Origin of the sequence: Mycobacterium mantenii, from assembly GCF_001667865.1 — a bacterium.
Lineage (GTDB): Bacteria > Actinomycetota > Actinomycetes > Mycobacteriales > Mycobacteriaceae > Mycobacterium > Mycobacterium mantenii_A.
The window spans coordinates 1-22,647 of the sequence record NZ_LZJP01000012.1; the positions used below are offsets into that span (position 1 = coordinate 1).

Sequence of the window (22,647 nt, forward strand, 5' to 3'; positions counted from 1 at the left end):
AAGCCCGCCGCCGGATTGCCTGTTGCGCGCACTGCGGCTCGGGGTGCAGCCATGCACCCCGCCCCGGCAGGCTATTGCCTGTGTCAACGATCACGGCGAATTCGCCGTTCCCGCTCGGCACAGCCACCACTCGAAGCAGCTCGACGGCCAACTCTCGCTTTCGGCATCCGACACACGTCCGTACGGGTCCACCCGTATGACGGTGCGCCATCGTCGAAGGCTCACGCTGGATCACGGCTAAGTCTAGCGTCACCGAATCGATGGTCAGAACCGCCCGAGGATGTGCCCGGCCGGCCGGCCGGGCCGATTAGCGGTCGTGGGCCATTCCGTGGGTGGCGCCGTGTTCGGACTGGCTCTCCGAAGGCCCCCCGGAACCCGGCGAGTCCCCGCGGATGTCGATGCGCCACCCGGTGAGCCGGGCGGCCAGCCGCGCGTTCTGGCCCTCCTTGCCGATCGCCAGGGACAGCTGGAAGTCGGGCACCACCACGCGGGCGGCGCGGGCAGCCGCGTCGATGATCGACACCGATACCACCTTGGCCGGCGACAGCGCGTTGGCGACGAAGCGGGCCGGATCGTCGTCGTAGTCGATGATGTCGATCTTCTCGCCGGAGAGCTCGCTCATCACGTTGCGGACCCGCTGCCCCATCGGACCGATGCAGGCGCCTTTGGCGTTCAGGCCGGGCAGGTTGGACTTCACCGCGATCTTGGAACGGTGGCCGGCCTCCCGAGCCACGGCGACGATCTCGACCGACCCGTCGGCGATCTCCGGGACTTCCAGCGAGAACAACTTGCGGACCAGGTTGGGGTGGGTCCGGGACAGGGTGATCAGCGGCTCGCGGGCCCCGCGGGTCACCCCGATCACGTAGCACCGCACGCGGTTGCCGTGCTCGTAGCTCTCGCCGGGGACTTGCTCGGCCGCCGGGATCACCCCCTCGGAGGCCTTCGTCTCGGTGCCCATCCGGACCACGACCAGGCCGCGCGCGTTGGCCCGGCTGTCCCGCTGGATCACTCCGGCGACGATCTCCCCCTCGCGGGTGGAGAACTCGCCGTAGGTCCGCTCGTTTTCCGCGTCCCGGAAGCGCTGCAGCATGACCTGGCGGGCGGTGGTGGCGGCGATCCGGCCGAAACCCTCGGGAGTGTCGTCCCATTCGCTGATGACGTTGTCGTCTTCGTCGGTCTCCCGGGCCATCACCCGCACGACGCCCGTCTTGCGGTCGATCTCGATCCGCGCGTCGTTCTGGTGACCCTCGGTATGCCGATAGGCGGTGAGCAACGCGGACTTGATGGTCTCGAGCAGTTCGTTGACCGAGATACCCCGATCCACCTCGATGGCATGCAGTGCGGCCATGTCGATGTTCATCAGCGCCGCTCCTCCGTACTCCGGGCCTGAACCATACTCGCCAGTTCCAGCTCCGCTTGGTTGGGGGGCGAAAACTCCACCTGGACAACAGCTTTGACGATGTCACCGAGGGAGACCTCGCGCACCGCCCAGTCCCGGCCCGCGCGGACCACCAACGCGACCGAGTCGTCATTCGTCTCACCGACACGACCGGTCAGCGTCGATCCGTCCGACAGGACGACGTCGACCTTGCGGCCGCGGGCTCGGCGGAAGTGCTTCGCGCTGGTCAGCGGGCGGTCCACGCCGGGCGAGGAGACCTCGAGCACGTACTGGTCCGCAATGGTGTCCAGGCCGTCGAGCAAGGCCGACGCCGAGCGGGACAGCGCGGCAGCCGTGTCCAGGTCCAGGCCGGTGTCGCCGTCGGCGATCACCGTGATCCGCGGTGGGCGGGTCCGGGCGTCGATGACCACGTCTTCGATTTCGAATCCGGCGCGCGCAAACTCTCCACCGAGTAGCTCGATCACCTGCGTCTGCGACGGTAGCCCGGTGGTCACGGCGAGCTCCTCATCTTGAGTTGTCCGGTCATCTGGCGGATGTCGACGCCCCGATGGTTTCGCAGGCGGCTTCCGGTGTCCCGGCGGAGGAACACCTGAGCCGAACGTTGCTGTCGGTGGCTGCCCTCTGCGAGAACCAGCTATCCACGATACGCCAGGAATTGCGGTTGACGGGGTGATCGCGTCCTGGCATCTCGGCCACCTTCGCGCCGATGGCAGGATGTCCTTGTGCCTAGCGCAGATCCGTTCGTCAACAGGCGAGACGTCCTCGCCGGTGGCGTGGCGTTGGCCGCGCTCGGGGCGGTGGTGTCCGCCTGCGGCAAGTCCGCGCCCAAGCCTCCGCCCGTCGAGCAACTCTTGGGACCGTTGGATCAGGCCCGCCACGACAGCGCCCTTGCGGGTGCCGCCGCGGCGGCCGTCGGGAACCCTCCGCAGGTCGCCGCCGCGCTGACGGTGGTGGCGAGCCAGCGCGCCGCGCATGCCCGCGCGCTGTCCTCGGAGATTTCGCGCGCGGCCGGCAAGCTCGCCACCTCCCCCACCAGCGAAACGCCGACCCCGAGCCAGGCTGGGCCCGCCGGGCCGCCACCGCCCCCGCCGCCGGTGTCCGACGTGATCGACGCGCTGCGCGCCTCGGCCGACAGCGCGAGTCGCCTGGTGGGTACGGAATCGGGCTACCGGGCGGGGCTGCTGGCCTCGATCGCCGCGTCCTGCACGGCGTCGTACATGGTTGCGCTGGTGCCCGGGGGACCGTCGATATGACCTCCGGTAAGGACGCCGACAACACGGCCCTGTGCGACGCGCTGGCCATCGAGCACTCGACGATCTACGGCTACGGCATCGTGTCCGCGCTGTCACCGCCCAGCGTGAACGACATGGTGGTGGAGGCCCTCGCCCAACACCGCCAGCGCCGCGACGACGTCATCGCGATGCTGACCGCCCGCAAGGTCACCGCGCCGACCGCCGCGGCCGGCTACCAGCTGCCCCTGGTGGTCGGCGGCCCGGCCGACGCCGCGCGGCTGGCCGCGCGGATGGAGAACGACGGCGCGGGGGCCTGGCGCGTGGTCGCCGAGCATGCGGAGACCGGCGCGGACCGCGCGTTCGCCGCGACGGCGCTGGTGCAGAGCGCGGTCATGGCCGCCCGGTGGAGCCGCGTGCTGGGCGCCTGGCCGATCACGACGAGCTTCCCCGGCGGCAACGACTAGCGCTGCTGGTCGCGCAGCGCCGCGGCGATGTCGGTGGCCAGCGACGGCCCGGTCGCCAATTCGCGGGTTTGGCCGCCGAAGCGGTCGCGCAGCTCCACCACGCCGTCGGCCCAGCCCCGGCCCACCACGACGATCCAGGGCACGCCGAGCAGTTCGGCGTCCTTGAACTTCACCCCGGGTGAGGCCTGGCGGTCGTCGAGCAGCACCTCGACGCCCAACCGGTCCAACTCGCCGGCCAGGTCGGTGGCTCCGGTGCGGGCCTCCGCGTCTTTGTTGGCGATCACCAGGTGCACGTCGAACGGTGCGACCGCCGATGGCCAGCGCAGCCCGAGCTCGTCGTGGTGTTGCTCGGCGATGACGGCCACCATCCGCGACACCCCGAGGCCGTAGGAGCCCATGGTCAGGCGGACCGGCTTGCCGTCCTCGCCGAGCACATCGACGGTGAAGGCGTCGGTGTACTTGCGGCCCAACTGGAAGATGTGCGCGACCTCGATGCCGCGCGCCGAGACCAGTGGGCCCGCGCCATCTGGTGAGGGGTCACCGTCGCGCACCTCGGCGGCCTCGATGGTGCCGTCGGCCGTGAAATCCCGGCCGGCCACCAGGCCGACGACGTGCCGGCCGGGCTCGTCGGCCCCGGTGATCCAGCTGGTGCCGTCCACCACCCGCGGATCGACTAGGTAGCGAACATCGTTGTCCTGCAATGCTTTCGGGCCGATGTATCCCTTCACCAGGAAGGGGTACTTGGCGAAGTCGGCGTCGTCGAGCAACACGTATTCGGCCGGTTCCAGCGCCGCGCCCAGCCTTTTGTCATCGACCTCGCGGTCGCCCGGCACGCCGATGGCCAACAGCTCCCAGTCCCCGCCGGGCCGGCGCACCTTGAGCAGAACGTTCTTCAACGTGTCGGCCGCGGTGACCGTGCGGCCGAGGTTCGCCTGGTTGGCCCAGTCGACCAAGGTGACGATGGTCGGGGTGTCGCCGGTGTCGTGCACCACGGCGTCGGGCAACCCGTCGATGGGTTGGGCCTCCGGACGGGCGGTGACGACGGCCTCGACGTTGGCGGCGTAGCCGGACTCCAGGCACCGCACGAAGGTGTCCTCACCGACCGCGCTCTCGGCCAGGAACTCCTCGGAGGCGCTCCCGCCCATGGCGCCCGACACCGCGGAGACGATGACGTAACGCACCTGCAGACGCGAGAAGATGCGCTGATATGCCTCCCGATGCGCGTGATAGGCGGCCTTGAGCCCGGCCTCGTCGATGTCGAACGAATAGGAGTCCTTCATCACGAACTCCCGGACCCGCAGGATGCCGGCGCGGGGCCGGGCCTCGTCGCGGTATTTGTTCTGAATCTGGAACAGCAGGACCGGAAAGTCTTTGTAGGAGCTGTATTCGCCCTTGACCGTCAGGGTGAACAGCTCTTCGTGCGTGGGGCCCAGTAAATAGTCGTTGCCGCGGCGGTCCTTCAGCCGAAAGACGCCGTCGCCGTACTCGGTCCACCGGTTGGTCGTCTCGTACGGTGCGCGCGGCAGCAGGGCGGGGAACAAGATCTCTTGCCCGCCAATGGCGTTCATCTCTTCGCGGACGATGCGCTCAATGTTGCGCAGCACCCGCAGGCCCAGCGGCAGCCAGCTGTACAGCCCGGGCGCGACGGGCCGGATGTAGCCGGCCCGGATCAGCAGCTTGTGGCTCGGGACTTCGGCGTCGGCGGGATCGTCGCGCAAGGTGCGCAAAAACAACTGGGACATCCGGGTGATCACAGCGGGCCAGCCTAACTTGTCGGGTGTGCGGGGACGCCGGGCCCAGCGGTGAGCGCAAGCGCCCAGGGGCAGTGCCAGGCTTCAGGAATGTGATATCGCCGGCGCTATCGGATCCGGCGAGCACTACTTGGTCCTCGGCCCGGTACGGCGTGCGTGATGAAACCCGGTGAGCTACAGCTCCCCGGCGTCCATCGCTTCCTTGACCTCTTGCGCGTGCGCAACCTGGTCGGGGGTGTAGCCGATCAGCAGCGCCGCGGCGCCGACGATGACGGCCACGCCGGCCAGCCAGAGCAGTCCGTAGGTGTAGCCGTTGTCCAGTGCGGCCAACTGCGCATCGTTCATGAACTTCACCGGACCGGTGGTGCCGCCCATATACAGCGTCCGCGACGTGATCACCGCCTGGATGACGGCCAGCACCAGCGGCCCACCCAGGCTCTGCAGCATCAGCGTGACCGCCGACACCGGGCCGATCTGGTCGAAGCCAACACCGGCGATGGCCGACAGCGTGAGCGGAACGACGGCCATGCCGATGCCGATTCCGCCGACCACGATGGGCAACACCAGGTTGGGGAAGTACGCAGCCCCGCGGTGCATGAACGCCCAGCCGAACAACATCGCCCAGAACAGCATGATCCCGCCGCCGATGGTCAGCACCCGCGGCGAGAACCGGGACACCAGCTGCGAGGAAACGCCGAGGCCGATGCCCATCGCGATGACGAACGGTATGAAGCCGACTCCCGCGCGCAGCGCGCTGTAACCGAGGATGTCCTGTACGTACAGGCCGATGCACACGGTCAGGCTGAACATGAGTCCGCCGGCCAAAAAGATTGCGGTGAAGGTGACCAGCCGGTTGCGGTCGCGGAAGAGATCAAACGGAACGACGGGGTTCTCGGCGGTGCGTTCCACGATGATGAAGGCCAGCGCGGCACCCAGCGCGACCACACCGGATCCGATGGTGGTGATCGACACCCAGCCCTTTTCCGGCCCCATCGAGAAGGCGAACACGGCCGCGGTGCAGGCCAGGGTGGCCAGTATGGCCCCGGTGGCGTCGAGCTTCATCCGCTCGCGGTTGGTCTCCCGCAGCGCGGTGCGGGCCAGGTACATCATCACCAGGCCGATCGGCACGTTCACCAGGAACGCCAGCCGCCACGACACCTCGGTGAGCGCTCCACCGACCACCAGCCCCATCACCGAACCAACAGCCGTCATCGCGGCGAACACCGCGGTCGCGAAGTTACGGGCCGGGCCCTTGGGGAAGGTGGTCGCCACCAGCGCCAGACCGGTCGGTGAGGCGATGGCCGAGCCGACGCCCTGCGACAGCCGGGCGATCACCATGGTGGCCTCGTCCCAGGCGACCGCGCACAGCACGGAAGAGATGGTGAACAGCGCGACACCGACGATGAAGGTGCGCTTGCGCCCGATGGTGTCGCCGAGGCGGCCGCCCAGCAGCATTAGGCCGCCGAACGTCAGCACGTAGGCGGTGATCACCCAGCTGCGCCCGGCGTCGGACAGGCTGAGCTCGTTTTGAATCTTGGGGAGCGCGACGATGGCGACGGTGCTGTCCATCGTCGCGAGCAGCTGCATACCACCGATGGCGATAACGGCCGCGATGAAGCGTCGAGAAGGCAGCCACGCCGGGTAGTACTTGCTGATGCGCTTGGAGGCGGTCTCCGCCGGGAGCGCAGCGCTCACCGGGGCCGGACGATCGGGGCGCGCCGAGGCCAGTTTCTGCACCGCGCGCTCTGCATCGTTGAGAGCCGTCATAAAGGGTTACCTTACAGTAATCTTAAGAACCGTTTAAAGCCCGAAAGCCGCCACGGCCCCGATCACGATGATCGCGGGAGGTCGGATACCCTCGGCGCGGATCTTTTCGGGCGTGTCGGCGAGGGTAGCCCGCAAAGTGTGTTGGGCGGCGGTCGTTCCATGCTGAACGACCAGCACCGGCGTATCCGCAGGTCGGCCTCCTTTGAGGAGGGCGTCAGCGAAAAGCTCGATGCGTTCGACGGCCATCAGCAAAACAATCGTGCCTGACATCGCGGCCAGTGCATCCCAATTTACTAACGATTCGGGGTGACCGGGTGGGAGATGGCCGCTGACCACCACGAACTCGTGATTTATGGCCCGATGAGTGACGGGAACGCCCGCCAAAGCGGGCACTCCTATGGCACTTGTCACACCTGGCACCACCGTCACCGGGACACCGGCCTCGACGCACGCCAGCACCTCCTCGTAGCCGCGGGCGAAGACGAAGGGGTCCCCGCCTTTGAGGCGCACGACGAAGCTGCCGGCGCGGGCGCGCTCGATCATGACGTCGTTGATCGCGTCCTGGGCCATGGCCCGCCCGTAGGGGATCTTGGCGGCGTCGATGACTTCTACGTGCGGGGGCAGCTCGGCCAGCAGTTCCGGCGGTGCGAGGCGGTCGGCGACCACGACGTCGGCCTGGGCCAGCAGGCGGCGGCCGCGCACGGTGATCAGTTCGGGATCACCGGGCCCGCCGCCGACCAGCGCGACGCCGCCCTTGACGACGTCGGAGCCCACCGGGCTGTCGGGCGTGATGAGCCCGGTCTGCAGCGCCTCGCGGATGGCCGAGCGGATCGCCGCCGATCGTCGGTGTTCGCCGCCGGCCAGGACTCCGACGGACAGCCCCGCGTAGTCGAACGACGCTGGCGTCACTGCGGTCCCCTCGACGGCGATGTCGGCCCGGACGCAGAAGATGCGGCGGCTTTCGGCCTCGGCGACCACGGCCGCATTCACCTCGGGGTCATCGGTGGCCGCGATCGCGTACCAGGCTCCGTCGAGGTCGCCGTCGCGGTATTCGCGCAATGCCAGGGTGATTCCCGTCATCGCCTCGACGGACCTGGTGGCGCTGCGGGAGATGACGTGGACGTCGGCGCCGCTGGAGATGAGCAGGGGCAGCCGGCGCTGGGCAACGGTGCCGCCGCCGACCACGACGACCTTTTTGCCGGTCAGCCGCAGCCCAGCGAGGTAGGCGCTCTCGGTCACCCGGCAAGCCTAGTGGTTGTCGATGCTGGCACCGCGAGCGTAAGCACACTGCGATTTTCGGTGGGCTTTTTCACAGTGAGATTACGCTCGCGGACTGGCTCGCCGGGCGCCCGCGTGTGCGACGAACCGCGCCACTGCCTCCGGCGCGGCGGCCGGATGGGTGTGCAGATACGACGCGTGCACACCGGCGTGCACGACGCCGTCACGGGCGGGGCCGTCGTTGCGGTGCGCGTCGTGGACCTGGTACATCCATGCGGGCTGATAGTCGTCGTTGAATGTGACTGTGGTGCGGTGGAATTCATGCCCCACCGTCCGCTGGCCGGCGGTATACACCGACGAATCCGCGACGGCGACGGCGTCGCGGTACGCCAGGGTCAGGTGCGAGGTGAACCGCGCCTCCCCCGCCAGCACGCCGCACATCGGGTGGCCGTCGAGCTCGGAGACCAGATAGATCAGCCCGGCGCACTCGGCGTGGATAGGCGCCCCCGCGGCGGCCAGCTCGTTGATCTGCCCGCGCACGACGTCGTTGGCCGACAGCTCCGCGGTGAACTGTTCGGGAAAGCCGCCGGGCAGCAGCACCCCGTCGGTGCCGTCGGGCAACGCGTCGGTGAGCGGATCGAATTCGACGACGTCGGCACCGGCGGCCGCCAGCAGTTCCGCGTGTTCCGCGTAGCCGAAACTGAACGCCTTTCCGGCCGCCACCGCCACGGTGGCGCTCCCCCCGGGCGTCTCCCCCACTGCCGCAACGGGATCCCACGGCGGCTGCGCGGCCCGGCCTCCGGCAATTGCGACGATCGCCGCCAAGTCGACATGACGAGCGACCAAAGCGGTCATCGCCTCCACCGCGAGCCGCGCCCGTTGCCCATACTCCACCGCGGTGACCAGACCCAAATGCCTTGACGGCAGTTCCAATTCGGCGGTGCGGGGAATGGCGCCCAGCACCGGGACACCGGCCTGCCCGCAGGCCTGCCGCAGCACCTGCTCATGCCGGGCCGACCCGAGCCGGTTCAGGATCACACCGCAGACGCGGGTCGCGGTGTCGAAGCTCGAAAAGCCGTGCAGCAGTGCGGCGATGCTCTGGCTTTGCCCTCGGGCATCGACGACCAGGACGACGGGCGCACCCAGCAGGCCCGCGACGTGGGCGGTCGATCCCGGCGCAGGGGTCGTGGCGGCGGGCCCGATCCGCCCGTCGAACAGGCCCATCACCCCTTCGACCACGGCGATGTCCGCGCCACGCGCGCCGTGGGCGTACAGCGGACCGATCAGGTCCTCCCCCACCAACACCGGGTCGAGGTTGCGGCCGGGACGCCCGGCGGCCAGCCCGTGGTAGCCGGGATCGATGAAGTCCGGGCCGACCTTGAACGGCGCCACCGTGTGCCCCGCCCGACGCAGGGCACCGATCAAACCCGTTGCCACCGTGGTCTTTCCGCTGCCCGACGCGGGAGCGGCGACGACCACCGCGGGAACACTCACCATTCGATGCCCTTCTGGCCCTTACGCCCGGCGTCCATCGGATGCTTGACCTTGGCCATCTCGGTCACCAGGTCGGCCGCGTCGATGAGGCGCTGCGGGGCGTCGCGCCCGGTGATGACCACGTGCTGGTGACCGGGACGGCCCGCCAACACCTCCACCACCTCGTCGACGTCGACCCAGCCCCACTTCAGCGGGTAGGTGAACTCGTCCAGCACGTAGAAGTCGTGACGCCGATCGGTGAGCCGGCGCGCGATCTCCGCCCAGCCGTCGGCCGCTGCCGCCGCGTGGTCAACCTCGTTGCCCGCCTTGCGGGTCCAGGACCAGCCCGCACCCATCTTGTGCCATTCGACGGGTCCGCCGATCTGGCGCTGGTCGTGCACCTGACCCAGCTGGGCGAAGACCGCCTCCTCGCCCACCTTCCACTTGGCGCTTTTGACGAACTGGAACACCGCGACCGACAGCCCGGCATTCCAGGCCCGTAGCGCCATTCCGAATGCGGCCGTGGACTTTCCCTTGCCGGCGCCGGTGTGCACGGCCAGCACGGGCGTGTGGCGGCGCGCCCGCGTGGTCAGGCCGTCATCGGGGACTTGCAGTGGAACGCCTTGTGGCATCAGCGCTTATCCTTTCCGATCAGGCCGCGTCGCGCACCGCACGCGTCAGGGAATCCGCGTGCAGCTGCTCTAGCCGGATGGCCGGGGCACCGAGCTGGCGGGCGAGTTGCCCGGCCAGACCCAGCCGTACAAAGGACGTCTCGCAGTCGACGACCACGGCGGCGGCACCCTCGGCGACCAGCCGGGCTGCGGCGGTTCTGGTGCGGCCCAACGGATCCGGACCCGCGGTGGCACGGCCGTCGGTCAGCACCACCACCAAGGCACGCCGCGCCCGGTCACGCGCCTTCTCCCGCACGATCAGTTCACGCGCGGCCAGCAGGCCTTCGGCCAGTGGGGTCTTGCCGCCGGTGTCGAACCGGGCCAGTCGCCGCCCGGCGATATGCGCCGACGACGTCGGCGGCAACAACAGCCGCGCCTGGTGTTGACGGAAGGTGATCACCGCAACCTTGTCGCGGCGCTGATAAGCGTCACGCAGCAGGGACAACGTGGCGCCGCTGACCGCCGCCATGCGATCGCGTGCGGCCATCGAACCCGACGCGTCCACGACGAAGATCACCAGGTTGCCTTCGCGCCCCTCTCGCACGGCGCGGCGCACATCGTCGGGCTGGGGCCGCAACGGCCCGGCGCCGGCGCGCTCGGCTGCCGACAGCAGGGTGGCGAACAGGTGCAGTCCGTGCCCGCCGCAACTCGCGTCGTCCGCGTCGGTGGCGGCGATGACGCTGCCACTGGCGTTGCGGGCCCGCGACCGCCGTCCCGGCGCCCCCTCCCCGACACCCGGAACCCGCAGCGCGCGGGTTTGGAAGGTCTTCGACGGCGGCGCGCTGGGCCTGGTCTTCGGCCGTTGCGGCTCGCCGTTCTCCGATGAGTTCTGTTGCGGCGCATCCTGTTCCGTATCGGTGGACTGACCGCCACCGGGTGGGTCGGGATCGGGATCGGGGTCCGCATCCTGGTCGGCCCTCGCCTGGGCCAGGGCTTCGTCCAGCTGGTCGCGGTCGATGCCCGGATCGTCGAACGGATCGCGGCGGCGCCGGTGCGGCAAGGCCAGCTCGGCGGCCACCCGGATGTCCTCTTCCCCGACGCTGGGCGCACCGCGCCAAGCGGCGTGCGCGACGGCGGTCCGGGCCACCACCAGGTCGGCGCGCATGCCGTCGACGTCGAACGCCGCACACAGCGTGGCGATGCGTCGTAATTCGTTGTCGGGCAAGGCCACATCATCGACGAGCTCGCGCGCCGCGGCGATGCGCCGGGCCAGCTCGGCATCGGCGTCGGCATAGCGCTCGGCGAAACCGTCCGGGTCGGCCTCGTAGGCCATCCTCTGCCGGATGACCTGCACCCGCACCTCGACGTCGCGCGATGCGTGCACGTCGACGGTGAGCCCGAACCGGTCCAGCAGCTGCGGACGCAGTTCGCCCTCTTCGGGATTCATGGTGCCGATCAACACGAACCGGGCCTCGTGCGAATGCGAGATGCCATCGCGTTCGATGTGCACCCGTCCCATCGCCGCGGCGTCGAGCAGCACATCGACGAGGTGATCGTGCAACAGGTTGACCTCGTCGACATACAGCACACCGCCGTGCGCGCGGGCCAGCAGGCCCGGTGAGAACGCATGCTCGCCGTGGCGCAGCACCCGCTGCAGGTCCAACGAGCCGATCACCCGATCTTCGGTTGCCCCGAGCGGCATTTCGACCAGGCCGGCGTCGCTGCCGGTGGCGTCGGACAGCAACGCCGCAAGGCCGCGCACCGCCGTGGACTTGGCGGTGCCCTTCTCACCGCGGATGAGCGCGCCGCCGATCTCCGGGCGCACGGCGCACAGCAGCAGGGCCAGGCGCAGCTGGTCGTGGCCGACGATCGCGCTGAACGGGTAGGGCTTCACGGCTTCCCCGCCAAACCCGAACCGGGACGCAGCATGGGCACGTGCGGAACGCCGTCGTCAAGGAAATCGTCTCCGTCGCGGACGAATCCGTGCTGGGCGTACATGTCGGCCAGATAGGTCTGCGCATTGATCCGGCACGGGTAATCGCCCACCTCGGCCAGCGCCGCGCGCAGCAGCCGGGTGGTGTGGCCCTGGCCGCGCGCGGCGCGCTTGGTGCACAACCGTCCGATCCGGAACACCTTCTGGCCCCCGGCGTGTTCCTCCATCAACCGCAGCGTGCAAATCACCTCGCCGTCGGGGGTTTCCAGCCAGAAGTGCCGGGTCTCGGCGAGCAGGTCCCGCCCGTCGAGCTCCGGGTACGGGATCGCCTGTTCGACGACGAACACCTCCACCCTCAACTTGAGTAGCTCGTAAAGCGTCTGGGCATCAAGGTCTTTGGCCCAAATACGTCGCAGTGCTTCACTCAATTGCGCGACTCCTCCTCATCGCTTCGCTCTGCATCGTCGTCGGCGCGACTCAATTGCGCGACTCCTCCTCATCGCTTCTTCGTCGGCGCCGGTCATGACACGCCCAACCCCAGCACCTTCGTTCCCCATGAAAAAACCTCGTCGTACAGCGCGGGCTCGTCCGACAGCGTCGTCCCTAGCGACGGAACCATCTCCTTGAGCGCGGGCAGCCACGATTGAAAGCGGTTGGCAAAGCTGCGTTCCAGCACCCCGAGCATGATCGGCACCGCCGTCGAAGCTCCCGGGGAGCCGCCGAGCAGCCCGGCGATGCTTCCGTCGGCGGCCCCCACCACGGTGGTGTCGAAGTCGAGCACCCCGCCTTTGCGTTTGTCCCGCCGGATCACCTGCACACGCTGGCCGGCCACCGTCAGCTCCCAGTCCGAACCCACCGCGGTGGGGGCGAATTCGCGCAGCATGCGAATCCGGTCCGGTTCGGAGAGCCGCAGCTGGCCGACCAGATATCTGAGCAGCGTCAGCTGCGTGGCGCCCACCCCGAGCAGTGACGCCAGGTTGTCCGGTTTCACCGAGCGGAGGAGATCGGTGAAGTGCCCGTGTTTCAAGAACTTCGGTGACCAGCCGGCGTACGGGCCGAACACCAGCCACGGCCTGCCGTTGACGTAGCGCAGGTCCAGATGCAGCGCGCCCAGCGGCGGGGCGCCCGGTGCGGGAACGCCGTACACCTTGGCCCGGTGCGCGGCGGTGAGCGCCGGGTTGCCGGTGCGCAGGAACCGGCCGCCGATCGGGAATCCCGCGAAACCCTTGACCTCGCCGATGCCGGACTTCTGCAACAGCGGCAGCGCATCACCGCCGGCCCCGACGAAGACGAATCTGGCGTTCAGAGTGCGGTTTTCGCCGGTGCGCCGGTTGCGGATCGACAGCGTCCAGCTGCCGTCGGACTGACGCGACAGGTTGCGCACCTCGTGACCGAACAGGGCCGTCGCGCCGGCGTGCACACAGAACCCGATGAGCTGTCGCGACAGGGCACCGAAGTCGACATCGGTGCCGTGGGCAGCCCAGTTGAGCGCCGTCGGTTCGGAGAAGTCGCGGTTGGCCGCCATGAACGGTAGCCGGCGGGCGAACTCGTCGTGGTCGTCGATCAATTCGATGCCGGCGAACAGCGGATTGGACGCCAGCGCCCGTTGCCGGCGACGCAGATAGTCGACGCGCAGCGCGCCGCGCACGAAGCTCGCGTGCGGGATCGCGGTGAGGAAGCGCCGATCGGTCAGGATGCCGTTCTCGACGGCGTAGGCCCAGAACTGACGGGTCACCTGGAATTGCTCGTTGATGCGCACCGCTTTGCCGATGTCGATCGAACCGTCGGGGCGCTGCGGCGTGTAGTTCAGCTCGCACAGCGCCGAATGCCCGGTGCCCGCGTTGTTCCAGGGGCTGCTGCTCTCGGCGGCGACGGCGTCCAGGCGCTCCACAAAAGTCATCGACCAATCCGGCTGCAACCGGCGCAGCAACGCTCCCAGCGTCGCGCTCATGATGCCCGCGCCCACCAGCACGACGTCCGTCCGCGTGGTTCTGGCTAGCGATGACACCGGCGTGTTGATCCTTCCCTCGACTCGGCCGATCCCCAGGTTATCCCGAGGCAAAGCGGCCGCGAACGACGTGCGGCGCCCCGTGGCCAGCAAAAGCTCTAAGCTGGCCTCGTGACTGGCAGGGTGACCGGCGGAGTGACCGGCTGGGTGCCCGATGTCCTTCCCGGTTATTGGCAGCGCACCCTCGCGCTCGGCCCCGATCCGGCCGGTGAGGGCGACATCGTCGCGACCCTGATCCGACGCGGACCCGAACCGGGACGGCCGGGCCGCGGGGCGGCGTCGCCCGGGCACGCGGTGCTGGCGGTGCACGGCTACACCGACTACTTCTTCCACACCGAGCTCGCCGACCATTTTGCGGCTCGCGGCTTCACCTTCTATGCGCTGGACCTGCACAAGTGCGGCCGGTCGCGGCGCGACGGACAGACGCCGCACTTCATCACCGACCTCAGAAACTACGAGACCGAACTCGATCACGCGCTGGCCGTCATCGGGGCGCACACGGCAGACGGCCGGCCCGGCAATCCGGGGAAGGTGCTGATGTACGCGCATTCCGCGGGCGGACTCATCGTGTCGTTGTGGCTGGACCGATTGCGTCGGCGAAACGCGGCCGCGCACGCCGGCATTGGCGGACTGGTGCTCAACAGCCCGTTTCTGGAGCTGCCCGGCCCGTCCATTCTGCGGCACTCGGCGACCGTGGCGCTGATCGCCGGCCTGTCTCGAGTGCGGTCCAAGGGCGTGGCCCGGTCGCCGGGCGAGGGTGGCTACGGCACCACGTTGCACCGCGACTATGGCGGCGAATTCGACTACAACCTGCAGTGGAAACCCGTTGGCGGCTTCCCCATCACCTTTGGCTGGCTGCACGCCGTCCGCCGCGGCCAGGCCCGACTGCATCGCGGTCTCGACGTCGGCGTGCCGAATCTGATCCTGCGATCGGATCACAGCGTGCACGAAAACACCGATTCCGCGTCCATGCAGTGCGGTGATGCGGTTCTCGACGTCACCCAGATCGCCCGCTGGGCCGGCTGTGTCGGCAACCGCAGCACCGTGGTTCCGGTGGCCGACGCCAAACACGACGTGTTCTTGTCTTTGCAGGGGCCGCGCAAAACCGCTTATCGGCAGCTGGATCTCTGGCTCGACGGCTACCTGCGCACCGACAACGACGCCTCGGCGTCGCTGCGAAAGGGGTGACGGCTTGGAGACCTACGACGTCGCGATCATCGGAACCGGTTCGGGCAACAGCATTCTCGATGACCGCTTCGCCGAAAAGCGGGTGGCGATCTGCGAACAGGGCACATTTGGTGGCACGTGCCTGAACGTCGGCTGCATCCCGACCAAGATGTTCGTCTACGCCGGCGAGGTCGCCCAGACCATCCGGGATGCGGCGCGCTTCGGCATCGACGCGCGCATCGACCGGGTGCGGTGGGACGACATCGTCTCGCGCGTCTTCGGGCGCATCGACCCGATCGGGGTCGGCGGTGAGGACTTTCGGAGCTCGGAGCCCAACATCGACGTGTACAAGCAGCACACCCGGTTCGGTCCGGTGCAGGCCGACGGGCGCTACCTGCTGCGCACGGATGCCGGCGACGAGTTCACCGCCGACCAGGTGGTGATCGCCGCCGGGGCGCGGGCGGTGGTGCCGCCGGCGATCCTCGAGTGCGGCGCCCGCTACTACACCAGCGACACGGTCATGCGGATCGCCGAGTTACCAGAGCATCTGGTGATCGTCGGGGGCGGTTTCGTGTCGGCCGAATTCGCCCACATCTTCTCCTCGCTGGGCTCGCGGGTGACCCTGGTGGTCCGCGGATCCGCGTTGCTGCGGCATACCGATGACGTCCTGTGCAAGCGCTTCACCCGCATCGCCTCGAGCAAGTGGGAGCTGCACACCCACCGCAACGTCGTGGGCGCCGAGAACCGCGGTTCGGGCGTCGCGGTGCAACTGGACGACGGCCACACCATCGAGGCCGACGCGCTGCTGGTGGCGACCGGGCGGGTCTCCAACGCCGATCAACTCGACCTCGAGCAGGCCGGTGTCGCCGTCGAGGACCGTCTGGTGGTCGTGGACCAGTACCAGCGAACCACGGCGCGCGGGGTTTTCGCCCTCGGCGACGTCTCGTCGCCGTATCAGCTCAAGCACGTCGCCAACCACGAGGCGCGCGTCGTGCAGCACAACCTGCTGTGCGACTGGGACGACACCGGCGCGATGGCCGTCACCGACCATCGCTACGTGCCGTCGGCGGTGTTCACCGATCCCCAGATCGCCTCCGTCGGATTGACCGAAAATGAAGCCATCGCACAGGGTTTCAAGATAATGACGAAGATCCAGGACTACGGTGACGTCGCCTACGGCTGGGCGATGGAGGACACCACCGGGATCGTGAAGCTCATCGCCGAGCGCGGAACCGGGCGACTGCTGGGTGCGCACATCATGGGCCATCAGGCCTCGTCGATCATCCAGCCGTTGATCCAGGCGATGAGTTTCGGGCTCACCGCGCACCAAATGGCCCGCGGCCAGTACTGGATCCATCCGGCGCTGCCCGAGGTGGTGGAGAACGCGCTGCTGGGTCTGCGCTGAGTTCAGCGCCGGCGCGGCCGAGCGTCGGACTTGCCGCTCTGGCACTGCGGGCACAGGCCGTGCAGCGTCAGCCCGGCGGCCTCCGACAGCGCGAAGGAACTGCCCGCCATCGCGTGTTCGAGCGCCGAACTCAACCGCCGGGCGGGCACTTCGATGATGGTGCCGCACTTGATGCATACCGCGTGGTGATGCGGCGCGGTGGCCAGGCCGTAGGTCGTCACGCCGCCGTTGAGCGCCAGCGCGTGCAGCACGCCCTGATCGACCAGGGTGGTGACCGTGCGGTAGACGGTCGCCACGTCGGGCGCATGGGCACCGGGAGGCATGCACTCCCGCATCCGCTGGTGGATCTCGGCGACCGGCAGGTGACCGTTGACGGGCTCCAGCACGGCCAGCACCTGGATCCGCGACGACATGCGCCGCAACCCCCGGGCGCGCAGAAGCTCGCCGATCCTCTCGGTGACCGACGCATCCGGTGCCGACGGCTTGGGCGTCACCGGTTCAGTGTCGCGCCGCGGCGGCGGGATCGCCAGTCCTCGACCCGATCGGGGCCCGGGATTCCTGCAACTCGCTTGCATCTGGCGAGCCGCGGAATTTACAGTCATGCCGGTTGCTCTCAGCCCGATACCGCAAGGACGCGCCGGAAGGACCCCAGTGGCCGATACCGAGATCGACTGGCGGCCGTCACGGACGACCAGACTTCTCGGCGCCCTGAGTCCGGCGGAGTGGTGGCGGCTGGCGGCGATGCTGACGGTCATCGTCGCGCTGCACCTGATTGGCTGGTTCACCATGATCTTCTTGGTGGCGCCGGCGCAATACAGCTTGGGCGGCAAAGCTTTTGGCATCGGTATCGGGTTGACGGCCTACACCCTGGGCATGCGCCACGCCTTCGACGCCGACCATATCGCCGCGATCGACAACACCACCCGCAAGCTGATGAACTCTCGCCAACGGCCGATGGCCGTCGGCTTCTTCTTCTCGCTGGGCCATTCCTCGGTGGTGTTCGGGCTGGCGGTGCTGCTGGCGTGCGGTGTGAAGACGGTCGTCGGCCCGGTCAGCGACGACTCCTCGGCGCTGCACCGCTACACCGGGCTGATCGGCGCCGGCGTCTCGGGCGTGTTCCTCTATGCGATCGCCTTGATCAACGTCATCGTCCTGATCGGCATACTTCGCGTCTTCGCGCGGCTGCGGCGGGGCGAATACGATGCCGAAACCGACGCGGCCGAGCTCGAGCGTCACCTCGACAACCGGGGGCTGATGAGCCGGCTTCTCGGGCGCTTCACCAAGTCGATCACCAAGTCGTGGCACTGCTATCCCGTCGGGTTGCTGTTCGGGCTCGGCTTCGACACCGCCACCGAGATCGCGCTCCTGGTGCTGGCCGGCACCAGCGCCGCGGCCGGGCTGCCCTGGTACGCCATCATGTGCCTGCCGGTGCTGTTCACCGCCGGCATGTGCCTGCTGGACACCATCGACGGCTCGTTCATGAATTTCGCCTACGGCTGGGCCTTTTCCAATCCGGTGCGCAAGATCTACTACAACATCACCATCACCGCGCTGTCGGTGGCGGTCGCGTGGGTGATCGGCAGTGTCGAACTCCTGGTCCTGTTCGCCGACCAGTTCCGTTGGCGGGGTGCGTTCTGGCGCTGGGTCGGCGGGCTGGACCTCAACGCGATCGGCTACGTGATCGTCGGCATGTTCGTCCTCACGTGGGCGGTGGCGCTACTCGTCTGGCGCTACGGGCGCATCGAAGACAAGTGGAGCTCGTGAGCCCAAACGGCTAGAGCCTGACCGCTGACCGCCGTTCGGGTGTAGAACAGTGCTCATGGGCTCCTCGGCTCGCGCCCTGCTCGCGGATCGCCGGTGATCGGCGATGCACGAGCTGTCGCTGTGCGAAGCGATCGCCGGTGTCGTCAAGAATCACGCCGACGGCCGGCACGTCGACGTGGTGCGGGTGCGGGTCGGCGCCCTTCGTCAGGTGGTGCCGGAGTCGCTGTCCTTCTGCTGGACACTGGTACGCGACGCCGAGGACATGCCCGACGCCGAACTGGAACTCGAATGCGTCAGCGCCGAAGTCAGGTGCCGCGCCTGCGGTGGGCAATCGGAAATCACCTCGCCGTGGTCGATCTGGTGTCCGCAATGTGACAGCTCCGACGTCGAGGTGCTGCGCGGCAACGAATTCTTGGTGACGTCCCTGGATGTTTCGTGAAAGAGATGTCTCGTGAAAGGCGTTGACGATGGGTAGATTTCATCGGCACGACGACGGAACCGTGCACGCCCACGAGCACGATCACCTTCCGCATGAGCACGAGCACGAGCACGGCGATCACAGCAGCTATCAGACCGGCAGTCAGCGCATCGACGTGCTGGAGGCGATCTTCGCCGAGAACGATCTGCTCGCCGACGCCAATCGGGCGGCGTTCGAGCGCAACGGGGTGCGAACCCTCAACCTGATGAGCTCGCCGGGATCGGGCAAGACCACCATCCTGCAGGCCACGCTCGACGAACTCGCCGGCGAGCTGGCGATCGGGGTGATCGAGGGCGACATCGCCACCGACCTGGACGCGGCCAAGCTCAGCGGCCGGGGCGCCCAGGTGTCACTGCTCAACACCAGCAACGGGTTTGGCGGCGAGTGCCATCTCGATGCGCCGATGGTCAACCGCGCACTGCCCGGCCTCGACCTTGCCGCACTGGACCTGGTGGTCATCGAGAACGTCGGCAACCTGGTCTGCCCGGCCGAGTTCGACGTCGGCGAGCACGCCAAGGCCATGGTGTATTCGGTGACCGAGGGCGAGGACAAGCCGCTTAAGTATCCGGTGATGTTCCGCTCGGTGGATGTGGTGCTGCTCAACAAGATTGACCTGGTGCCGCACCTCGACGTGGACGTCGACGCGTACATCGCGCACGTGCGCAAGGTCAATGCGGCGGCAACGATTCTGCCGCTGAGCGCCCGCACCGGGGACGGTATGGGCGCCTGGTTCGGCTGGCTGCGGCGCTTCGCCGCGGACGGGGCCTGAACGGCGCCCGACACGGATCCGTCCTGCGAAGCGTTCGCAAGACGACCACCGCGGCGGTGGTCGGTCGGAGACGGCGAATCAACCAGCTAATACATGGGATTTCGATGCTATGCAACACGTGACTACTAGTGGGTAACGGCGAACCGTTGACAACGCACGATAGCGGGAGTAGACCCAAAAAATAGCGCTGCGCAAGTGGGCCGACGGTCGACTCCGGCGGCGCAGGAGCCCCAGCCCGGCTCCGGAAAGCTGCAGCATGCCAACAGAAGCAGCAGTCAAGGCAGAACAAACATTGATCCATGTTCTATGGATTAACGCGGGCCTCAGTTGTGACGGTGATTCGGTGGCGTTGACTGCCGCCACCCAACCCAGCGTCGAGGAGATCGCCCTGGGAGCCCTGCCCGGACTCCCCCAGGTCGCGGTGCACTGGCCCCTGATCGACTTCGAATGCGGACCCAACGGGGGGGCAGACGACTTCCTGGAGTGGTTCTTCAGAGCGGACCGCGGCGAGTTGGAACCCTTTGTGCTCGTGGTCGAAGGATCGATCCCGAACGAGAAGATCAAGGACGAGGGCTACTGGTGCGGCTTCGGCAACGACCCGGCCACCGGCCAGCCGATGACCACCAGCGAGTGGCTCGACCGGTTGGCGCCCAAGGCCACCGCCATCGTGGCGGTCGGGACCTGCGCCACCTACGGGGGAATCCACGCCATGGCCGGCAACCCGACCGGCGCCATGGGCGTGCCCGACTACCTCGGCTGGGACTGGAAGAGCAAGGCCGGCATTCCGATCGTGTGCGTGCCCGGCTGCCCGATCCATCCCGACAACCTGTCGGAGACGCTGACCTACTTGCTCTACATGGCGACCGGTCAGGCGCCGATGATTCCGCTCGACGACGCGTTGCGCCCGCAGTGGTTGTTCGGCAAGACCGTGCACGAAGGCTGCGACCGCGCCGGCTACTACGAGGAGGGCGACTTCGCCACCGAGTACGGATCCCCGAAATGCATTGTCAAACTCGGTTGTTGGGGACCCGTCGTCAAGTGCAACGTGCCCAAGCGTGGGTGGATCAACGGCGTGGGGGGTTGCCCCAACGTCGGTGGCATCTGCATCGGCTGCACGATGCCCGGATTCCCGGACAAGTTCATGCCCTTCATGGACGAGCCGCCCGGCGGCAAGATCTCGAGCACCGCATCGGGTCTGTACGGAGCCGTGATTCGGAGTCTGAGGGGTATCACGGAACGCACCGTCGACAAAGAGCCGCGGTGGCGTCATAACGGCAACCAACTCACCACTGGAGCGCGCCGCACCTGGTAGTCAGCTACCGGGTCGGCGCGCTTCCTTTTCCAGACGAAAAGCCGTCGCCGCATCAGCCAATGCTGACAGCAGCCAAAGCGGGAAGAAGTAGCGCGATGACAACCATCATTCCTGAACCCACACATGCCAAGCGGGAACCCGGCCAACTGGTCGACATGGCCTGGGATCCCATCACCAGGATCGTGGGCAGCCTGGGCATCTACACCAAGATCGACTTCGAGAACCGGGAAGTCGTCGAGTGCCACAGCACTTCGTCGATCTTCCGGGGCTACTCGATCTTCATGAAGGGCAAGGATCCTCGCGACGCCCATTTCATCACCAGTCGCATCTGCGGTATCTGCGGTGACAACCACGCCACCTGCTCGTGCTACACGCAGAACATGGCGTACGGGGTCAAACCACCACACCTCGGCGAGTGGATCGTGAACCTGGGTGAGGCCGCGGAATACATGTTCGACCACAACATCTTCCAGGAAAACCTGGTCGGCGTGGACTTCTGCGAGAAGATGGTCTCCGAGACCAACCCGAGCGTGCTGGCGCTGGCCGAGAAGACACCCGCCCCGCACGCGGACGCCCACGGGTACAAGACGATCGCGGACATCATGCGCTCGCTCAACCCGTTCAGTGGTGAGTTCTACCGCGAAGCGCTGGTGGTCAGCCGCTGGACGCGGGAGATGTTCTGCCTCATGGAGGGCCGCCACGTGCATCCCTCCACGCTGTACCCCGGCGGGGTCGGCACCGTGGCGACCATCCAGCTGATGACCGACTACATGACGCGGCTGATGCGCTACGTCGAGTTCATGAAGAAGGTCGTGCCCATGCACGACGACCTGTTCGACTTCTTCTACGAGGCGCTGCCCGGGTACGAGAACGTCGGGCTGCGCCGCACCCTGCTGGGCTGCTGGGGCTCCTTCCAGGACCCCGAGGTGTGCAACTTCGAATACAAGGACATGGAGCGCTGGGGTAACGCGATGTTCGTCACCCCGGGCGTGGTGGTGGACGGCAAGCTGGTCACCCACTCGCTGGTGGACATCAACCTCGGCATCCGAATCCTTTTGGGCAGTTCATATTACGACGACTGGACCGACCAGGAGATGTTCGTCAAGACCGATCCGCTGGGTAACGCGGTGGACCGGCGCCACCCGTGGAATCAGCACACCAACCCCCACCCGCAGAAGCGGGACCTGGAGGGCGGCAAGTACAGCTGGGTGATGTCGCCACGCTGGTTCGACGGCAAGGACCACCTGGCGCTGGACACCGGCGGCGGCCCGCTGGCCCGGCTGTGGTCGACGGCGCTGGCCGGCCTGGTCGACATCGGCTACGTCAAGTCGACCGGCACCAGCGTGAAGATCAATCTGCCCAAGACGGCACTGAAAGGGCCCGTCGAGTTGGAGTGGAAGATCCCCCAATACGGCAGCAACACGATCGAGCGCGACCGCGCGCGCACCTATTTCCAGGCCTACGCGGCGGCCTGCGCCTTGCACTTCGCCGAGAAGGCCCTGGAAGAGATTCGTGCCGGGCGCACCAAGACGTGGGAGAAGTTCGAGGTACCCGACGAGGCCATCGGTTGCGGCTTCACCGAGGCGGTGCGCGGCGTGCTCAGCCACCACATGGTGATCCGGGACGGCAAGATCGCCAACTATCACCCGTACCCGCCCACGCCGTGGAATGCCAACCCGCGCGACAGTTTTGGCACCCCGGGCCCGTATGAGGATGCGGTGCAGGGCCAACCGATTTTCGAGGAGAACAGCCGGGAGAATTTCAAGGGCATCGACGTCATGCGCACGGTGCGCAGCTTCGATCCTTGCCTGCCGTGCGGCGTGCACATGTACCTGGGAAAGGGCAAGTCCCTGGACAGACTGCACACACCGACCCAGTCACCCGTCGGGGAGTGAC

General features: G+C 67.8%; 21 protein-coding genes. 9 read left to right on the forward strand and 12 right to left on the reverse strand.

Going from position 1 to position 22,647, the window contains the following annotated elements:
- The 3 genes from A5688_RS26570 to rimP form a co-directional block, all read right to left on the reverse strand.
- A partial coding sequence (locus tag A5688_RS26570; protein WP_431768072.1) for a YlxR family protein occupies positions 1–235 on the reverse strand: 235 nt, incomplete at its 3' end.
- Between the two features lie 72 nt (positions 236–307).
- Complete coding sequence (nusA, locus tag A5688_RS01245) at positions 308–1,360, reverse strand: transcription termination factor NusA (protein WP_067912896.1); 1,053 nt, start codon at positions 1,358–1,360, stop codon at positions 308–310.
- Entirely contained in the window at positions 1,360–1,893 is a 534-nt protein-coding gene (gene rimP / locus A5688_RS01250; protein WP_067912893.1) for a ribosome maturation factor RimP, read from the reverse strand. The genes nusA and rimP overlap by 1 nt, the downstream gene beginning before the upstream one ends.
- 228 nt (positions 1,894–2,121) lie before the next feature.
- Here rimP and A5688_RS01255 point away from each other — a divergent pair, with 228 nt between their 5' ends.
- Both A5688_RS01255 and A5688_RS01260 read left to right on the forward strand, forming a co-directional pair.
- Positions 2,122–2,652: a hypothetical protein gene (locus A5688_RS01255; RefSeq protein ID WP_067838522.1), complete on the forward strand. Its 531-nt coding sequence runs from the start codon at positions 2,122–2,124 to the stop codon at positions 2,650–2,652.
- Positions 2,649–3,095, forward strand: coding sequence for a ferritin-like domain-containing protein (locus A5688_RS01260; protein WP_067838533.1), 447 nt, complete (start codon positions 2,649–2,651; stop codon positions 3,093–3,095). The genes A5688_RS01255 and A5688_RS01260 overlap by 4 nt, the downstream gene beginning before the upstream one ends.
- Here A5688_RS01260 and A5688_RS01265 read toward each other — a convergent pair.
- The 8 genes from A5688_RS01265 to mqo all read right to left on the reverse strand — a co-directional run bounded on the left by A5688_RS01265 (position 3,092) and on the right by mqo (position 13,856).
- On the reverse strand, positions 3,092–4,849 hold the full coding sequence (locus tag A5688_RS01265; RefSeq protein ID WP_067912890.1) for a proline--tRNA ligase: 1,758 nt from the start codon (positions 4,847–4,849) through the stop codon (positions 3,092–3,094). The genes A5688_RS01260 and A5688_RS01265 overlap by 4 nt on opposite strands.
- A 171-nt stretch (positions 4,850–5,020) precedes the next feature.
- Positions 5,021–6,613, reverse strand: a complete 1,593-nt coding sequence (locus tag A5688_RS01270; protein ID WP_067838535.1) for an MFS transporter — start codon at positions 6,611–6,613, stop codon at positions 5,021–5,023.
- A gap of 33 nt (positions 6,614–6,646) precedes the next feature.
- Positions 6,647–7,852, reverse strand: a complete 1,206-nt coding sequence (gene cobA, locus A5688_RS01275) for a uroporphyrinogen-III C-methyltransferase (protein ID WP_067912887.1) — start codon at positions 7,850–7,852, stop codon at positions 6,647–6,649.
- Between the two features lie 81 nt (positions 7,853–7,933).
- Positions 7,934–9,325 (reverse strand): cobyrinate a,c-diamide synthase, encoded by a 1,392-nt coding sequence (locus A5688_RS01280; RefSeq protein ID WP_165607444.1) that lies wholly within the window; start codon positions 9,323–9,325, stop codon positions 7,934–7,936.
- Entirely contained in the window at positions 9,322–9,936 is a 615-nt protein-coding gene (gene cobO / locus A5688_RS01285) for a cob(I)yrinic acid a,c-diamide adenosyltransferase (protein ID WP_067838540.1), read from the reverse strand. The genes A5688_RS01280 and cobO overlap by 4 nt, the downstream gene beginning before the upstream one ends.
- Positions 9,937–9,955: 19 nt before the next feature.
- Positions 9,956–11,809: a magnesium chelatase subunit D family protein gene (locus A5688_RS01290; RefSeq protein ID WP_067912881.1), complete on the reverse strand. Its 1,854-nt coding sequence runs from the start codon at positions 11,807–11,809 to the stop codon at positions 9,956–9,958.
- Positions 11,806–12,276 (reverse strand): GNAT family N-acetyltransferase, encoded by a 471-nt coding sequence (locus tag A5688_RS01295; protein ID WP_067912878.1) that lies wholly within the window; start codon positions 12,274–12,276, stop codon positions 11,806–11,808. The genes A5688_RS01290 and A5688_RS01295 overlap by 4 nt, the downstream gene beginning before the upstream one ends.
- Positions 12,277–12,368: 92 nt before the next feature.
- Positions 12,369–13,856 (reverse strand): malate dehydrogenase (quinone), encoded by a 1,488-nt coding sequence (mqo, locus tag A5688_RS01300; RefSeq protein ID WP_082955158.1) that lies wholly within the window; start codon positions 13,854–13,856, stop codon positions 12,369–12,371.
- A gap of 147 nt (positions 13,857–14,003) precedes the next feature.
- Here mqo and A5688_RS01305 point away from each other — a divergent pair, with 147 nt between their 5' ends.
- The gene (locus tag A5688_RS01305; RefSeq protein WP_082951349.1) at positions 14,004–15,044 is read left to right on the forward strand and encodes an alpha/beta hydrolase; all 1,041 of its coding nucleotides are present in this window, start codon (positions 14,004–14,006) and stop codon (positions 15,042–15,044) included.
- Positions 15,045–15,048: 4 nt separating this feature from the next.
- Positions 15,049–16,428, forward strand: coding sequence for a mycothione reductase (gene mtr, locus A5688_RS01310; protein ID WP_067912875.1), 1,380 nt, complete (start codon positions 15,049–15,051; stop codon positions 16,426–16,428).
- Positions 16,429–16,430: 2 nt separating this feature from the next.
- Here the strand turns inward: mtr and A5688_RS01315 are convergent, their stop codons facing one another.
- On the reverse strand, positions 16,431–16,922 hold the full coding sequence (locus tag A5688_RS01315; RefSeq protein ID WP_067912872.1) for a Fur family transcriptional regulator: 492 nt from the start codon (positions 16,920–16,922) through the stop codon (positions 16,431–16,433).
- Between the two features lie 157 nt (positions 16,923–17,079).
- On the opposite strand from A5688_RS01315, the gene A5688_RS01320 reads away from it, so the two are divergent.
- The 5 genes from A5688_RS01320 (at position 17,080) to A5688_RS01340 (ending at position 22,646) form a co-directional block, all read left to right on the forward strand.
- Complete coding sequence (locus A5688_RS01320; RefSeq protein WP_067912869.1) at positions 17,080–18,192, forward strand: HoxN/HupN/NixA family nickel/cobalt transporter; 1,113 nt, start codon at positions 17,080–17,082, stop codon at positions 18,190–18,192.
- Positions 18,193–18,295: 103 nt separating this feature from the next.
- A complete protein-coding gene (locus tag A5688_RS01325; protein WP_067838568.1) occupies positions 18,296–18,631 on the forward strand; it encodes a hydrogenase maturation nickel metallochaperone HypA in 336 nt (111 codons plus the stop codon).
- Positions 18,632–18,659: 28 nt separating this feature from the next.
- Positions 18,660–19,439: a hydrogenase nickel incorporation protein HypB gene (hypB, locus tag A5688_RS01330; protein ID WP_067838570.1), complete on the forward strand. Its 780-nt coding sequence runs from the start codon at positions 18,660–18,662 to the stop codon at positions 19,437–19,439.
- A 256-nt stretch (positions 19,440–19,695) separates the two neighbouring features.
- Complete coding sequence (locus A5688_RS01335; RefSeq protein ID WP_067838573.1) at positions 19,696–20,751, forward strand: hydrogenase expression protein HypE; 1,056 nt, start codon at positions 19,696–19,698, stop codon at positions 20,749–20,751.
- A gap of 95 nt (positions 20,752–20,846) precedes the next feature.
- A complete protein-coding gene (locus A5688_RS01340; RefSeq protein ID WP_067838577.1) occupies positions 20,847–22,646 on the forward strand; it encodes a nickel-dependent hydrogenase large subunit in 1,800 nt (599 codons plus the stop codon).
- The last annotated feature ends 1 nt before the right edge of the window (position 22,647 follow it).

Bases quoted from the DNA above. Each gene is read 5' to 3' on its own strand.
- nusA (WP_067912896.1), bottom strand. From the start codon at position 1,360: ATGAACATCGACATGGCCGCACTGCATGCCATCGAGGTGGATCGGGGT.
- A5688_RS01260 (WP_067838533.1), top strand. From the start codon at position 2,649: ATGACCTCCGGTAAGGACGCCGACAACACGGCCCTGTGCGACGCGCTG.
- A5688_RS01270 (WP_067838535.1), bottom strand. From the start codon at position 6,613: ATGACGGCTCTCAACGATGCAGAGCGCGCGGTGCAGAAACTGGCCTCG.
- cobO (WP_067838540.1), bottom strand. From the start codon at position 9,936: ATGCCACAAGGCGTTCCACTGCAAGTCCCCGATGACGGCCTGACCACG.
- A5688_RS01325 (WP_067838568.1), top strand. From the start codon at position 18,296: ATGCACGAGCTGTCGCTGTGCGAAGCGATCGCCGGTGTCGTCAAGAAT.
- hypB (WP_067838570.1), top strand. From the start codon at position 18,660: ATGGGTAGATTTCATCGGCACGACGACGGAACCGTGCACGCCCACGAG.
- A5688_RS01335 (WP_067838573.1), top strand. From the start codon at position 19,696: ATGCCAACAGAAGCAGCAGTCAAGGCAGAACAAACATTGATCCATGTT.
- A5688_RS01340 (WP_067838577.1), top strand. From the start codon at position 20,847: ATGACAACCATCATTCCTGAACCCACACATGCCAAGCGGGAACCCGGC.